Here is a 15,136-nt window from a genome sequence, read left to right on the forward strand (position 1 = left end):
CCCGCCCACACCCCCACGCAGGACCCTCCATGAAATTCCTTATCGCCTCTGCCTTGATGCTGCTGGCCCCAGCCCTCGCCCTGGCGCAGACGGACGCCAAGCCTGCGGCCAAGTCTGAAACCAAGGCCGCTGCCAAGCCTGCCGCCAAGCCGGCGGCGAAGTCCGAAGCCAAGTCTGCCAAGTCCTCCGAGAAGGCGGCCCCCAAGAAGGCCGTGGCCAAGAGCGAATCCACCAGCAGCCGCACGCAGCTCAAGAGCGCGACCAACCAGGTGGCCGCCGGCATCATTGCCGCTGAAGCTGCGCTGTCGCCTGCCGAGCTGGCCATTGCCGATCGCGTGCACACCGGCCGCATCCCCTGCGAGCTGGGCGCCTTCGTGACGGTGACTGCCGAGCCTGCATCGCCTGGCCACTTCCACGTGGAAGGCAAGGGCTTCAAGTACTTCATGTCGCCCGTGGCCACCACCACCGGCACCGTGCGCCTGGAAGACCAGAAGGGCGGCGCGGTCTGGCTGCAGATCGGCAACAAGTCCATGCTGATGAACCAGAAGGTCGGCCAGCGCCTGGCGGACGAATGCATGAGCCCCGAGCAGCAACTGGTGGCCGAGGCCATCAAGAAGAACCCGCCCGTCAGCGTGCTGGAGCCGATGTCGGCCAAGTAGCCAGCCCTGCCGGGCCGGATTTGCCGCACACCGCCCGCATGACAACCCCATAACAACACAGACATAAAGACAGACTGAACTGCGTGCAGCCGGCCGTGCCGTCACGATGACGGTGCCAGCCGCCGCATGCCGCCCCACTTTAGAACGCAACCGGAGAAAAATGATGTTGAAAGCCTACCGTGACCATGTGGCCGAGCGCGCCGCCCTGGGCATCCCGCCGCTGCCGCTCGAAGCCAAGCAAGTGGCCGAGCTGATCGAGCTGATCAAGAACCCGCCCGCCGGCGAAGACGCTTTCCTGCTGGACCTGCTCACGCACCGCGTGCCGCCCGGCGTAGACGACGCTGCCAAGGTCAAGGCCAGCTTCCTGGCCGCCGTGGCGCACGGCGACATCCAGGTGAGCCTGATCTCCAAGTCCAAGGCCACCGAGCTGCTGGGCACCATGGTGGGTGGCTACAACGTGCACCCGCTGATCGAACTGCTGGACGACGCCGAGGTGGCGGGTGTGGCCGCTGACGCGCTCAAGAAGACGCTGCTGATGTTCGACTTCTTCAACGACGTGGCGACCAAGGCCAAGGCCGGCAACGCCAAGGCGCAGGAAGTCATGCAGAGCTGGGCCAACGCCGAGTGGTTCACCTCGCGCCCCGAAGTCGACAAGAAGATTACCGTCACCGTGTTCAAGGTGCCCGGCGAAACCAACACCGACGACCTGTCGCCCGCACCCGATGCCTGGAGCCGCCCCGACATCCCGCTGCACTACCTGGCGATGCTCAAGAACACCCGTCCCGACGCGGCCTTCAAGCCCGAAGAAGACGGCAAGCGCGGCCCGATGCAGTTCATCGACGACCTGAAGAAGAAGGGCCACCTGGTCGCCTACGTGGGCGACGTGGTGGGCACCGGCTCGTCGCGCAAGTCGGCCACCAACTCCATCGTCTGGGCCACCGGCCAAGACATTCCGTTCGTGCCCAACAAGCGCTTCGGCGGCGTCACGCTGGGCGGCAAGATCGCACCGATCTTCTTCAACACGCAGGAGGACTCGGGCTCGCTGCCGATCGAAGTGGACGTCTCCAAGCTGGAGATGGGTGACGTCATCGACGTGATGCCCTACGACGGCAAGATCGTCAAGGACGGCGCCACCGTGGCGGAGTTCCAGCTCAAGAGCGACGTGCTGTTCGACGAAGTGCGCGCCGGCGGCCGCATCAACCTCATCATCGGCCGCTCGCTGACCAGCAAAGCCCGCGAATTCCTGGGCCTGCCAGCCTCCACCGTGTTCCGCCTGCCCACCGCCCCCGTGGCGACGCAGGCCGGCTTCACGCTGGCGCAAAAGATGGTCGGCCGCGCCGTCGGCCTGCCCGAAGGCCAGGGCGTGCGCCCCGGTACCTACTGCGAACCCAAGATGACCACCGTGGGCTCGCAAGACACCACCGGCCCGATGACGCGCGATGAGCTCAAGGACCTGGCCTGCCTGGGCTTCTCGGCCGACCTGGTGATGCAGTCCTTCTGCCACACGGCTGCCTACCCCAAGCCCGTGGACGTGAAGACGCACCGCGAACTGCCTGCGTTCATCTCCAACCGCGGCGGCGTGGCCCTGCGTCCTGGCGACGGCGTGATCCACAGCTGGCTCAACCGCCTGCTGCTGCCCGACACCGTGGGCACCGGCGGCGACTCGCACACGCGTTTCCCCATCGGCATCTCGTTCCCGGCGGGCTCCGGCCTCGTGGCCTTCGGCGCTGCCACCGGCGTGATGCCGCTGGACATGCCTGAGTCCATCCTGGTGCGCTTCAAGGGCGAAATGCAGCCCGGCGTGACCCTGCGCGACCTGGTGCACGCGATTCCCCTGTACGCCATCAAGCAGGGCCTGCTGACGGTGGCCAAGGCCGGCAAGATCAACGCCTTCTCGGGCCGCGTGCTCGAGATCGAAGGCCTGCCGGACCTCAAGGTTGAGCAAGCCTTCGAGCTGTCCGACGCGTCGGCCGAGCGCTCTGCCGCTGGCTGCACGATCAAGCTCAACCCCGAGCCGATCAAGGAGTACCTGACCTCCAACATCGTTCTGATGAAGAACATGATCGCCGACGGCTACGCCGATGCCAAGACGCTGCAGCGCCGCATCGAGAAGGTCGAAGCCTGGCTGGCCAAGCCCGACCTGCTCGAAGCCGACAAGGACGCCGAGTACGCCGCCGTGATCGAGATCGACCTGGCCGACATCAAGGAACCCATCGTCTGCTGCCCCAACGATCCGGACGACGCCAAGTTCCTGTCCGAAGTGTCGGGCACCAAGATCGACGAAGCCTTCATCGGCTCGTGCATGACCAACATCGGCCACTTCCGCGCTGCAGCCAAGCTGCTGGGCGGCCAGCGCGACATCCCCGTCAAGCTGTGGGTGGCGCCGCCCACCAAGATGGACGAGAGCGAGCTGATCAAGGAAGGCCACTACGCTGCGTTCGGCACGGCCGGTGCGCGCACCGAAATGCCCGGCTGCTCGCTGTGCATGGGCAACCAGGCACAGGTGCGTGAAGGCGCGACGGTGATCTCCACCTCCACCCGCAACTTCCCCAACCGCCTGGGCAAGAACACCAACGTGTTCCTCGGCTCGGCGGAACTCGCCGCCATCGCCTCGCGCCTGGGCTACCTGCCTTCCAAGGAAGAGTACCTCAAGGAAATGGGCGTGATCGATGCCGACAAGGCGAGCGTGTACCGCTACATGAACTTCGACCAGATCGAAGAGTACGCAGAAGCCGCCAAGGCTGCGCCTGCGTCGGCGGCCGTGGCCTGCTGATCCCGCGGCGGCGGCCAGACCGTTGCCTGCCAAGCGGCCCTTCGGGGCCGCTTTTTTTATGGGTGCCCGCGTTGTGGGAGGGGGCTCGTGACAGTGGTTTGTCGGCAACATGACAGTCACCGATTTGTCATATGTTGGCAGCTAAGCTCGCGGCATAACAACAACCACCACGACAAGGGAGGGATTCATGAAAAACACAATGGGGCGCGCAGGGGCGCTGGTGTTCAGCGCGATTTTTGCCGTCGCCTTCGGCCTGGGAGGCTACTTCTTCGGTTTGAAGCCTCTGGCTCAGACACTGTGGACCGCCTGGCAGGTGGGGCAGTGGCAGCAGGTACCTGCGCAGGTGATCAGCGCCGAGCTGAAGCGGCACCCGGGCAGCAAGGGCGGCACGACGTACGAAGTGCAGGCCCGCTACCGCTACGAGTTCAACGGCGCGCGCCACGAGGGAACACGGGTGGGGCTCGATGCGCAGAGCGGGTCCGACAACATCGGCGACTGGCACCAGCAGTGGCACGGCCGGCTGCAGCAGGCGCAGGCCCGCGACCAGCCCATCACGGTACGGGTGAATCCGGACAACCCTGCCCAGTCGCTGATCGACCCTTCCATCCGGTGGCGGCTGCAGATCTTTCGTTTGCCGTTTGCTCTGATCTTCACCGCGGTGGGGGTGGTGGCGGCTTGTGTCTTTGTGCTGCTGCTCATCGGTCGCGGCGAGTCGATGGGCCTGGCGCAGCCCGCGCAGGGCGAGCTGCCAGCCAGCGGGCCGGCCCCGCGCAATTCACTGCACGGCACGGCGGTCGGGGCCTGGATTTTCAGCCTGCTGTGGTGCGGCCTGTCGTTCCCCATGGCCGCGCTGCTCTGGTCCGACCGCAATGCGTCGGGCTGGGCCCAGGGGTTCATCGGCGTCTTCGTGCTGGTCGGTGTGCTGATGCTGGGCCTGGCCATACGCCAGACCCGCATGGTGTGGCGCTACCGGGGCTCGGCGTTCACGTCGTTGCCCCAGCAGCCCCAGGCGGGCCGCTTGGTGGAGGTCACACTGCGGTTGCCGCACCGTGCTGCTGCACAGCCCGGCGCCCAGGCCCTGCGCCTGCGCCTGGCGCAGTACCGGGTGGACGAATCGAGCTCCGGCTCGCCCGAGCGGCAGGTCGAAGCGGTGGACGCCCCGGCCTCGCTGCAGCCCACGCCCGACGGCGGCCTGCGGCTGGTCGCACGCTTCGAGGTGCCGCCAGACGCACCCGCCCACGGTGCGCAGCGGGGCCGGGAGCGGGTCGACTGGAGGGTCGAACTGCTGGGGGCCGATGGTTCGGTGGAGCTGTCCTACGACCTGCCCGTCAAGGCCGCCCCCGTGGGTTTTGGCGATTCGGTGCCCGAGGACCGCTTCGACCCCCGCGCAGTGTGGAAGCGAGAGGAGCCCATTGCCCCGCCAGAAGCCGCGCAGATCGCGGGCACCATCCCCGCGTGGCCTGCAGGCGCTGTCCTGCAGGAGTTGCCGCAGGGCGTGCAGATCAGCTTTGAGCAGCAGGCCTGGCGCTGGGGAGCCGGCATCGCGCTGGCGGCGCTGGCCATGGAATGGCTCGTCAATGACCGTATCGGCCTGCATGGCGTGGTGCTGCCCCGGTCGTGGGGCGGGCTGGCCGTGACGGCAGGGCTGCTGGCCGTGGCGCTGCACGCGGCAACGCGCAATTGGGTGACCCGGGTGCAGGACGATGGCGTGGTGGCGCGCTGCAGCTCCTGGATGTGGACCACCGTGAGATCGGTGGCGGGCGATGCCAGCCAGTCGCTGGTGCACAAGGTCGTGTATGCCACGGGCAGCGGCAGCGCACAGAACAACCACCACGCGGTGTATGGCCGCAACGCGCAGGGCACGCTGGTGCAGCTCACGCCGGCGCTGAACGGGCCCGATGCTGCGGCCGGCGTGGGCCGGGCCATTGCCAAGGCCTGGCAGGACCGCCGCGGCCGCTTCACGCCGGGCGCACGGCGTTCGCAGCGCCAGGACGTGTCGCGCCCCGCCTGGGGCTGGTTGTTCATCGGCGCAGTGGTTGTGGCCCTGTGGTGGGCGCCACGCAGTCCCGTGGGCGTCGCCACCATCAACGCAGCCGGCGGTGCCGCGTCGCACCGGACCTGGTCGGGCCCGGACGGCCGGCTGATGGATGCGCAGAACGCGGGCGATGCCGCTGCGCTGGAGCAGGCCCTGCGCGATGGCGCCAACCCGAACCTGCTGGCGGACAACGGGTCTTCCATGTTGATGCTGGCGGCGCACCGGGGGCAGATGGCCCACGTGGAGCTGCTGCTCAAGGCGGGCGCGCAGCCGGACCTGCGCCAGACGCAGAAAGACAGCGAGCGGGGCGACACCGCGCTGCTGCGCGCTTTTTGGGGCGGCCATCTGGCCGTGGCGCAGCGGCTGGTGCAGGCCGGTGCCAGCCTGCAAGCCCGCAACCGCTGGGACTGGGGCCCCGTGCACATGGCTGCGCAAAGCGGGTGCGTGCCGTGCCTGCAATGGCTGGCCGACCAGAGCCAGCCGCTGGATGAACCCGCACCCGCCAGCCGCGGCGAGACGCCCGCCATGCTGGCGGCCGCCAAAGGCCGGGTGGCGGTGCTGCAGTGGCTGGAGGGCCGCGGCATCGACCTGTGGCGCCGCGACCCGCACGGCAAGACGGCCCTGGACTGGGCACGCTTCGGCCAGCAGGCCGACGCCGAGCGCTGGCTCCTGGAGCGCCAGCGCTGACGCGGTGCCCTGCGGCTCGATGCGGCGCGACGCGAGAGTGGGGCGCTGTGATGGAAATGCGGGCTGAGAGAAGGTGCAGGCAGCGAGGCCACGACACGGACATCGGCCAGAAAGAACCGTGAGCCAGCCACGGAACGTTCGCGCGACGCCGCGATCACATTCCGCAGAACCATAACAACTCGGCATCCACGATGTTCAAGTCCTTCTTTTTCTCCCGCCGGTGGTGGGCCTGGTCGATCCTGGGCTCCATCGTCATCCTGCTGGCCACCTGGTACCGCGTCGAGCTCGACGTGCAGATCAACGACTGGTTCGGCAGCTTCTACGACCTGGTGCAAAAGGGACTGAGCCAGCCCGGCAGCATCACGATGCAGGAGTTCTGGCGCCAGCTGTCCACCTTCACGCACGTGGCCATGCTGTATGTGACCACGGCGGTGCTGGTGGACTTTTTCTCCAAGCACTACATCTTTCGCTGGCGACAGGCCATGAACGAGCACTACATGGCCGCCTGGCCCCGGCTGCGCCACATCGAAGGCGCGGCGCAGCGGGTGCAGGAGGACACGATGCGCTTCGCCCGCATCATGGAAGACCTGGGGCTGAGCTTCATGCGCAGCCTGATGACGCTGGCCGCGTTTTTGCCCATCCTGTGGACGCTCTCGGACAAGGTCACGGCGCTGCCGGTGTTGGGTGCCGTGCCGCACTCGTTGGTCTGGGTGGCGCTGCTGTGGTCGCTGGGCGGCACGCTGCTGCTGGCGCTGGTGGGCGTGAAGCTGCCGGGGCTCGAATTCCAGAACCAGCGCGTGGAGGCGGCCTACCGCAAGGAACTGGTGCTGGGCGAGGACGACGCGGCCCGCGCATCCCCGCCCACTGCCGCCGCGTTGTTCCAGGACGTGCGGCGCAACTACTTCCGGCTGTTCTTCCACTACCTGTATTTCGACGTCGTGAAATGGTCCTACCTGCAGGTGAGCGTGCTCGTGCCGCTGGTGGCGCTCGGGCCCACGCTGGTGGCCGGGGCCATCACGCTGGGGGTGATGCAGCAGATCGCGCGGGCGTTCGACAAGGTGCTCGAGTCGTTCCAGTTCCTGGTGCTGAACTGGAGCACGGTGGTGGAGCAGATCTCGGTCTACAAGCGCCTGCGCGCCTTCGAGCGGCAGATGACGGCGCCGATGGCAGAGGGGCTGGCGGGCTGAGGCGGCAGAGCAGGGCGGGCGCCGGCTGGTACCTGCACCGCGGGCCATTCGTTGGCCTGGCAGTGACTTGCTATATTTTTAATAGCTGCTGGCGCTTGTCTAGTGCGCGGTAGCGCCATTTTTTATTCGATATTCGGGCTGCAGCAGCGCCCACTGGTCATTCGCGTGCAATGGGCGTCGCGCCCGCCACCAGGTGCTGCAGCAGTTGCAGCGCATGCTGCGGCAGCTCGCCGGGGCTGCGGGTGCACAGCACCAGGCTGCGATGGGCCCACCCGTCGGTCAGCCGCAGAGCCTTGATGCCGTGCGCACGGCGGTGCCGTTGGGCGGCGGCCAGGGGCACGATGCCCACTCCGGCGCCCAGCCCCACCAGCTGGCAGACGGCCTCGAAGTGCCGCAGCCGCACCCGAAAGCGCAGCCGCTGGCCCATGCGCTGGGCGTGCCGCGCCACATGGCTTTGCAGTGCGCTGCCTTCGGCCAGGCCTATGAAGTCCAGGTGCGCCGCGTCGGCCAGTGCCAGCCGTGGCGCGCCGGCCAGGGCGTGGTGGCGCGGTACGACCAGCACCAGCGGGTCCGGCCGCAGCGCCCAGGTGGCAAGCCCTTGCAGGTCCGCCGCATCCGACGCCAGGCCCATGTCGCACAGGCTGGAACGCACGGCATCTGCCACGTCTTCGCTCGGGGCTTCCTGCACATCGATGGAGATGCGCGGGTGCTGCTGCAGAAAGCCCGCCATCGCCGCCGGCAGAAATTCGCTCAGGGCCGACGAGTTGCACCGCAGGCGCACGTGGCCCGCCAGGCCGTTGCCGTAGTCGCCCAGGTCGCCGCGCAGGTGCTCCATCTGGCGCAGCACCAGCCGGGCGTGATGCAGCAGCGTGTGGCCCGCCGGCGTGGGCTGCACGCCCCGCTGGGCGCGCACCAGCAGCGGCACGCCCAGTGCGTCTTCCATGCCGCGAATGCGCTCGCTGGCCGATGCCAGCGCCATGTGGCTGCGCTCGGCGCCGCCGGTGATGGTGCCCGCCTCGTGCACGTGCACGAAAAGCCGCAGGTCGGTCAGGTCAAAGCGCATGGGCGCAAAACTACCACAGCCCACCGCAGCAGGCTTCGGCTGTGCCTGAGGCTGGCTGCGCGGCTTCCGCATTTCCAGGCGCGCCGGTGTTGCGAACAATGCGCCCATGGCCCGCCGCATGGTGCGGGCCGTGGAGTGGTGGCAATGCATCAGACGAAACCTGCCGGATACCGGCGTGCGGCGCGCAAGGCCCGGCGCATGCCGGCGGAGCCGCACCCATGACGGGCCTCGGCCTGGGCGCCCACGGCGGAACGTGGCTGGTGGCGATGGCTGCCGTGTTCGTGCTCGCGGGCTGCATCAAGGGCGTGGTGGGCCTGGGGCTGCCCACCGTGTCGATGGCCTTGCTGGCGCTGCTGGTGGTACCGGCCGAGGCGGCGGCGCTGCTCATCGTGCCGTCGCTGGTCACCAACCTCTGGCAGCTGCGCCCCTGGGCCACGCTGTGGCCGCTGCTGCGCCGCCTGGGTGGCCTGCAGTGGGGCATCTGCGCGGGCACGTGGCTGGGCGCCTGGCTGCTGGGGGCGCCCGCGGGGGCCTGGTCGCGCGCCTTGCTGGGCGTGGCGCTCATCGCCTACGCGGTGTGGGGACTGCTGGGGGCGCGCCTGCATGTACCGCCCCGGGCGGAGGCCTGGCTGTCGCCCCTGGTGGGCCTGGCCACGGGCGGGGTCACGGCCGCCACCGGCGTGTTCGTGGTGCCCGCCGTGCCCTACCTGCAGGCCCTGGGCCTGCACCGGGATGCGCTGGTTCAGGCGATGGGCCTGTGCTTTACCGTGTCCACCCTGGCGCTGGCGGGTGGGCTGGCGCTCAATGCGAGCTACCCGGTCTCGACCCTGGTGTTGTCCGCGTGGATGCTGGTGCCCGCACTGCTGGGCATGGCCCTGGGCACGCGCATCCGCCAGCGCATGTCGGCCGTGTGGTTCAGGCGCTGCCTGATGGTGGGGCTGCTGGCCCTGGGGGTGTACATGGTGGCGGATGTGGTGGCCTGGCACGGCTTTGCATCTCGGTGACGGCGGCTGGCAAAGCGCTCCTGGCGCCGTTGTCGGGTCTTGCCGTCCTTGCAGTACTGTCTGCGACCCAACGCCTGGTCAGGACCGCTGCGCTGAGTTTTGCCAGCCGCTGGAAGGGCGTAGGACTGGCGTCGTTGCGGAACCTGGAGAGGCTCCCGGTCTGGCTGCCAACGCGTCTCAGACCGGGCCGGGCAACACCGGCTTGGCCGCGCTCTCCAGCACCCACAGCGCGGCGCGGGCCCGGGTGGTGGCCACGTACAGCATGTTGCGCTCACGGTAGGCCTCCTGCTGGGGCGCCGGGCCCGGGAAGCGGCCGCGCTCCACAAAGGGCACGGCCACGAAGGTGAACTCGCGGCCCTTGCAGGCCTCCACGGTCAGCAGGCGCAGGCTCACGGGTTCGCCCTGCTCGTGCATGGCGATGCTGGCGGTGGCGATCAGCGTGAGGCGGCCCAGAAACTCCGCCACCGGGATCTGCCGCGCAAGCCGGCCCAGGCTTTCCAGGCTGGCCAGGCAGGCGCGCCGCTCGCGGTCCTGGATGGGCGCATCGGCAAAGATGCGCTGCACCAGTGGGTGCTGGCAGAACGCGCCCGCATCGGCCAGCACGGCCGCCTTGTCCGTGGGCTCCAGCGCCATGATGCGCGCGCAGGCATCGGTCAGCTCCGGCGCCGTGGGGGCCAACGCTCCATGCGCAATGAAGCGCCGCATGCGGGCGCTGCTGCTGTGCAGCGTGGCGGCCAGCTTCTGGCCTTCGTCGGCACCGGGCAGGCCTGCCCAGACCGCGGTGTCGAACTGGCCCTGCGCCAGCAGGTCGGTGTCCACCGCATCGGTGCGGGGCGCGCGGCGGCCGTAGTGCAGCAGCCCCTCGATGGCGGCGCCCACGATGCCGGGGGTGAGATGGCGCTCCCCTGCGTCGGCATGGGGATGGTCGCCCTCGCTGCCGTGCAGCGCCCACATCAGCGCCAGCGCCAGCGCCACCTCGCGCCGCAGGTAGAACGGGCTCAGGCCCTGGGTGCCGTAGTGCACGCCTTCGTGGCCGAACACCCATTCCAGCAGGATGCTGTCCTGCGGGTTGCGCAGCACGACATTCAGCGAGCTGTGCTGCGCGTTCTGGGCAGCCGTCTGGCCATTGCGCGCCACTGGGCCTTTCTGCTCCTGCAGCGCGCCCCAGCCGTTCACGATCTGCGCGTGCAGCTCCACCAGTTGCTGGGCGCAATGTTCGTCGCTGTCGTAGGCCAGGTGCAGGAAGGCGTCCGAGCTGCCCGCCACCGGCGCAAACTCCACGCCGAACAAGGGGTTGAGCGCCGCGCAGATGTCGGCGCCGAAGCGGCGCGTGGTGTGGATGTTGAACACCTCGGTGCCCGCGGGCAGGCAGGCCAGGATGTGCTGCATGCCACCGCCGAACACCGAGAACGAGCCTTCGTGGATGTGCTGGTTGAAGTCCCCGGCGCCCACGAAGAAACCGTTGTCGCCCCGCACCAGCGCGCGCAGCACGGTGAGCGCGCCTTCGTCCAGATCGTGCAGCTCGTCGAACAGCACAGCGCTGTAGCGCCCCTGCAGCCCTTCGAAGGGCTGGTCCCAGTCCAGCTCGCCCAACTGGCGGCATAGCTCGAAGGTGCAGTCGCCCTCGGCGTAGAAGCGCGGTTCATGGTTCATGCCCACGCGCATGCGCTCGTACTGGCCGTACAGGCGGTACAGGGCGTGGTCGATGTCCCGGTCTTCACAAAACGCGCGCAGCGACAGCCCCGAGGCCTGCGCCTCCTGGTCCAGGAGCTTCTTCTTGGCCAGCGCCTCGAAGGCCAGGAACGCGTCGACGTCCACGCTGTGCGAGAACAGTTCGTCGTCCAGGCCATCGCTGCCCGCGCTGCGCTCAAGCTCCTGGCGCAGCGCCTGCTGGGCCTGCAGGATCAGAAAGCGACGGCGTACGGGGTCGTCCAGCATCTCCACCGGGTCGCCCTGCTCACGCAGCAGTTGCTCGCACAGCTGCTCCATGGTGAGGATCTCCAGGCTGCGCGGCACGGCGCCGTGAAGTTGCAGCATGCGGTCGCGGATGGCCGTGACGCCGGCCCGGGAGTACGCCAGCACCAGGATGCGCGCCGCGGCCTTCTTCTGGTCCCCCAGCGTGGCCAGCAGGTTGCAGGCCTTCATGCACAGCGTGGTCGTCTTGCCCGTGCCCGCCAGCGCGCTGATGATGGACGCCGTGGCCTGGGAGTCCAGCACCCGCCGCTGCTCCGCGGTGGCCGTGATCCGGGTGTGGGCCCAGCTGCGTGCGGGAGATGGCGCGGTGGCGGAGGCGGAGGCAGAGGCGGGAGAGCGTGGAGCGGGCATGGAGTCGGTGGGCGGGGCGGGGTGCCATTGTCCTTGACTGGCGGCCGGGCCCTGCACCGCAAGCCCCTGCCGCGGTGCGGGCCCGCCGCACAGGTCACCGGCAGCCCGTCGCCCGCATGTCCTCCGACGCCACCCGCACGCTGCGGCCCGGCTGGGTGATCGCGCAGCGCGACTGGTAGTAGAACGACAGCCGGTCGCGCACCGGCGTGCCGCCCACCAGGTAGGGCCGGTTGCCCTTCAGGACCGAATCCCCCGCAACCGTTTTGTCGTACAGCCCCTGGCTGATGTTGTGCCGGTCGGCCGAGTCGTCGAAGGTTGGGGCCGTGAGGCGGCGGAACGCATCGGCCGCCAGCGCCGGGTCGTGCGCGCCCTTCAGGTAGCGGTCGAACCAGGCCAGGGTGTAGTAGTTGACGACACTCTCGCCATAGCGGCTGGCCGGCCCGCCGAAGAGCGAGAAGTCCAGGTGCGTGCCCGCGCGCAGCACCACCAGCATGGTGTCCACCCCGGCGCTTTTGAGTTCCTGGTAGCCCGGGTCCTTGGGGTGGGGCTCGCCACCCCGCCCCCGGCCGCCCTGGGTGTTGGCCTTGGCGGGCTCGGGCGGTTCGGTGGTGGGCACCACCTTGAAGTAGTAGTCCGCCCCCAGGCCCAGTGCTGGCGTGCGCAGGGCCAGGTCGGCCGGTGGGTCCATGCCGATCTTGTCGACCCAGCCGGTCTTGAGCGCCGTGAGGTTGTCCCAGGCCACGATGGCGCTGATGCGCTTGTCCGCCTGGCCGATCAGGCTGGCCGTGCTGCCGCCTTGCGAGTGGCCGGCAATGCCCACCATGCGCACATCCAGCTGGTCCCAGTGCGGGAAGAATGGTGTGGCATCTCCCGCCAGCGGAGCCTTGGGTGTGGCAAACACCCAGTCCACCACGCTTTGCGCATCGGGCCCGTGCGTGCCCATGGGGGCCGTGGTTTCCAAAGCAATCGTCATGTAGCCCGCCTCGGCCAGCACCTGCGCGGCCGAGCGGTGCAACCGCTTGGAGCTGTAGCCCCCGTGCACGATCACCACCGCAGGGTAGGGCGGCTCGAAGGTCTTGAGCCCGGCCGGCATGCCGGTGCAGGTGCCCGCAGCGCAGGGCCGGTAGATCTCCACCGCAATCGGCTTGCCCGATGCGGAGGGCGTGCTCGCCTCGGTGTACCGAAAGCGTGTGTTGGCATGGCTGGCCGGGTTGCGGTAGGCGTCGAGCGCGGGCGTCTTGCCGGGTGTGAACAGCGCGGCGGGCTGCTGCGCAAAGTCATCGATGCGCTGGCGCGCGCAGGCCATGTTGTCGGCATCGCGCTGCTGCCATTCGGGCGAGCCGGGGGCGGGCGCTTCGTGCTGCACCGGGCCCAGGCAGTCCAGCGGCGCGGGCTCTGCCGCATGGGCCGTGGCGCCCAGGCTGCCCAGGGCCAGCAGCGCTGCGGTGGCAAGGCAACTGCTGCGCATCACTTGGCACCCCCGGCGCTCGCGTTGCGCTGCAGGAACGCCGCCAGCGGCCGGATCACGTTGTTCGTCGCATCGTCGTCGGCCGTCACGATGTCCACGTGCGAATAGCCCTCGCTCATGTGCACCTCGAAGCCGCCCTCCACCCCGCCGTACTGGCGGTTGGCGACCAGCGTGGGCTGGCCGGCGGGCGTGCGCGCCATGCCGGCCTTGCAACTGGCTGCGGCGCAGGGCGCAATGGCCTCGGCAAAGCCGCGCCATATGCCGGCCACGGGCGTGAGGCCATTGGTGCCGCCGAAGGCGATGACGGGGATGTCGATCTTCCTGGCCTGCGTCTGGTTCACGATGTCGGCACGGCCGCGTCCGCCCTGGGCCACGGGCAGCGACAGCGCGCTGGTATCCAGCCCCAGGTTGGCGCCTCCGCTGCCCTCGGCATTGGCGAGCAGCAGGCCTGAGCTGGGGTAGTACCAGTCGCTGTAGGTGGTGTTGCCCAGGTACAGCGCGCGCGACAGGCGTTGGAGGTTGGTGGGCTCGACCTCCTTGCCCCAGGCGGGTGGGTTGGCCACCAGCGTGGCCGGCTGCGGGCCGAAGTCGCGGAACGCTGCGGGTGGCAGTGGGTCGGTATTGTCCAGCCAAGTGCGCAGGCCATCAGCGCGCGCCGGGCCCAGGGCGCCCATCGACACGGAATAGAACACCGTGCGCTGCAGGTTGTCGTCGTCCATGAAGGTGCCGATGGCCGCGCCCGCCGTGACCGGGAAGTCGCGCTTGGTGAAGTCCGCCACGCGGCTGTACACGTTGTTGCCCGCCACGCCCCCCTGGTCTGCCTGCAGCAGGGCCTGCGTGCCGTTGATCGTGCCCTCGAAGGCCATCTGCATGCCCGCGATCTCGGTCGATGCGCTCACGCGCGGCGTGAGGCCGGGGCGCGAGACAAAGCCAGGCTCGGCCCCCGAGGCCACCGCTGCATACAGCCCGCCATCGGCCGCGCGCACCACTGCATCGAGCTGCGCCGCCGTGGGCGCGCTGGAGGCCAGCGCACCGCCCGGCCCCTCGAACAGCACCAGCCCCTTGAGCTTGGCGTAGCCCGGCTGCGCCGGCCCCGTGCCCGTGAGGTTGAAGTCTGTGGCCGCATAGCGCGCCACAAAGCCCGTGCCCGCCGAATGCCCGCTCAAGAAGACATTGCCATGGCGCGCCACCGTGTGCGCCTGCGTCACCACCGCGTCCAGGTCCAGCGAATGCACCTGCGGCGTCCAGTCCGCGAGAAAGGGGATCTCGCGGCTTTCATGGAACACCGCGCGCCGCGCCAGTTGGGCCGGCAGCGGCAGCCCTAGCTCGCCACCGTAGAGAAAATTCAGGCCCAGCGCCGCATCGCGCTCGCGCTCTGCTGTCTGCAGGCCTTCCATGTCCTGCAGCGCCACGGACCGGCGGTCTACGCCCCACACCTCCACCACCGCCTGGTGGTCGGTCCACATGCGGCGCACCAGGTTCTCGGCCAGGATCAGGTAGCTGTGCGACGCGGCCAGCGTGCCCGGCATGGCCACCAGCACCGCATCCACCGGCTTGCCGGCATTGGCCGCCAGCCCGTAGCGCGTGTAGCGCACCCGGTTGAGGTCCGGCCCCGCCGCGCCGAACTGCGTGGCCAGCTTGCTGCCCGGCGCTACCGTGACGCCTGCCGTGCCGGGCGTGTGCGCCGCCTTGGCGCGGCTGGCCAGCTCGTGCGTGCTGATGGTGAAATCACCCGTGGTGGTGACACCGCCATTCACCAGCGCCTGACCGCCACCGCCGCAGGCGGTGAGGGCGGTGAGGGCGGTGGCCAGGGCCAAGCCCAGCAGGGTGCGGCGCGCGGGCATGCCGGGCCGGGCAGGGGTGGTGCTGTTGCATTGGTTCTTTGTCATCGTTGTTGTCTCCGTGGTGGCGGTTGAAACTGGCAAGAAAAAAATG

General features: G+C 69.2%; 9 protein-coding genes. 5 read left to right on the forward strand and 4 right to left on the reverse strand.

Features of this window, described 5'->3' with window-relative positions; translation table 11 throughout:
* The first annotated feature begins 29 nt into the window (after positions 1-29).
* The 4 genes from ACIGHN_RS08090 to sbmA all read left to right on the forward strand — a co-directional run bounded on the left by ACIGHN_RS08090 (position 30) and on the right by sbmA (position 7,341).
* The gene (locus tag ACIGHN_RS08090) at positions 30-659 is read left to right on the forward strand and encodes a hypothetical protein (protein WP_396503966.1); all 630 of its coding nucleotides are present in this window, start codon (positions 30-32) and stop codon (positions 657-659) included.
* A gap of 163 nt (positions 660-822) precedes the next feature.
* The gene (gene acnB / locus ACIGHN_RS08095; RefSeq protein ID WP_396503967.1) at positions 823-3,432 is read left to right on the forward strand and encodes a bifunctional aconitate hydratase 2/2-methylisocitrate dehydratase; all 2,610 of its coding nucleotides are present in this window, start codon (positions 823-825) and stop codon (positions 3,430-3,432) included.
* A 187-nt stretch (positions 3,433-3,619) separates the two neighbouring features.
* Entirely contained in the window at positions 3,620-6,154 is a 2,535-nt protein-coding gene (locus ACIGHN_RS08100; RefSeq protein WP_396503968.1) for an ankyrin repeat domain-containing protein, read from the forward strand.
* Positions 6,155-6,345: 191 nt separating this feature from the next.
* Entirely contained in the window at positions 6,346-7,341 is a 996-nt protein-coding gene (gene sbmA, locus ACIGHN_RS08105) for a peptide antibiotic transporter SbmA (RefSeq protein WP_056170194.1), read from the forward strand.
* A 157-nt stretch (positions 7,342-7,498) separates the two neighbouring features.
* Here the strand turns inward: sbmA and ACIGHN_RS08110 are convergent, their stop codons facing one another.
* A complete protein-coding gene (locus tag ACIGHN_RS08110) occupies positions 7,499-8,404 on the reverse strand; it encodes a LysR family transcriptional regulator (protein WP_396503969.1) in 906 nt (301 codons plus the stop codon).
* Positions 8,405-8,622: 218 nt separating this feature from the next.
* Here ACIGHN_RS08110 and ACIGHN_RS08115 point away from each other — a divergent pair, with 218 nt between their 5' ends.
* A complete protein-coding gene (locus ACIGHN_RS08115; protein ID WP_396503970.1) occupies positions 8,623-9,408 on the forward strand; it encodes a sulfite exporter TauE/SafE family protein in 786 nt (261 codons plus the stop codon).
* A 177-nt stretch (positions 9,409-9,585) separates the two neighbouring features.
* Here ACIGHN_RS08115 and ACIGHN_RS08120 read toward each other — a convergent pair whose 3' ends face one another.
* The 3 genes from ACIGHN_RS08120 to ACIGHN_RS08130 form a co-directional block, all read right to left on the reverse strand.
* On the reverse strand, positions 9,586-11,733 hold the full coding sequence (locus ACIGHN_RS08120; RefSeq protein WP_396503971.1) for a UvrD-helicase domain-containing protein: 2,148 nt from the start codon (positions 11,731-11,733) through the stop codon (positions 9,586-9,588).
* A gap of 94 nt (positions 11,734-11,827) precedes the next feature.
* Positions 11,828-13,201, reverse strand: coding sequence for an alpha/beta hydrolase family protein (locus ACIGHN_RS08125; RefSeq protein WP_396503972.1), 1,374 nt, complete (start codon positions 13,199-13,201; stop codon positions 11,828-11,830).
* Positions 13,201-15,090 carry a hypothetical protein gene (locus ACIGHN_RS08130; protein ID WP_396503973.1) on the reverse strand — a complete coding sequence of 630 codons (1,890 nt, stop codon included), beginning with the start codon at positions 15,088-15,090 and terminating at the stop codon, positions 13,201-13,203. The genes ACIGHN_RS08125 and ACIGHN_RS08130 overlap by 1 nt, the downstream gene beginning before the upstream one ends.
* Between the last annotated feature and the right edge of the window lie 46 nt (positions 15,091-15,136).

The organism is Acidovorax sp. NPDC077693, from assembly GCF_044542805.1.
GTDB lineage: Bacteria > Pseudomonadota > Gammaproteobacteria > Burkholderiales > Burkholderiaceae_C > Acidovorax.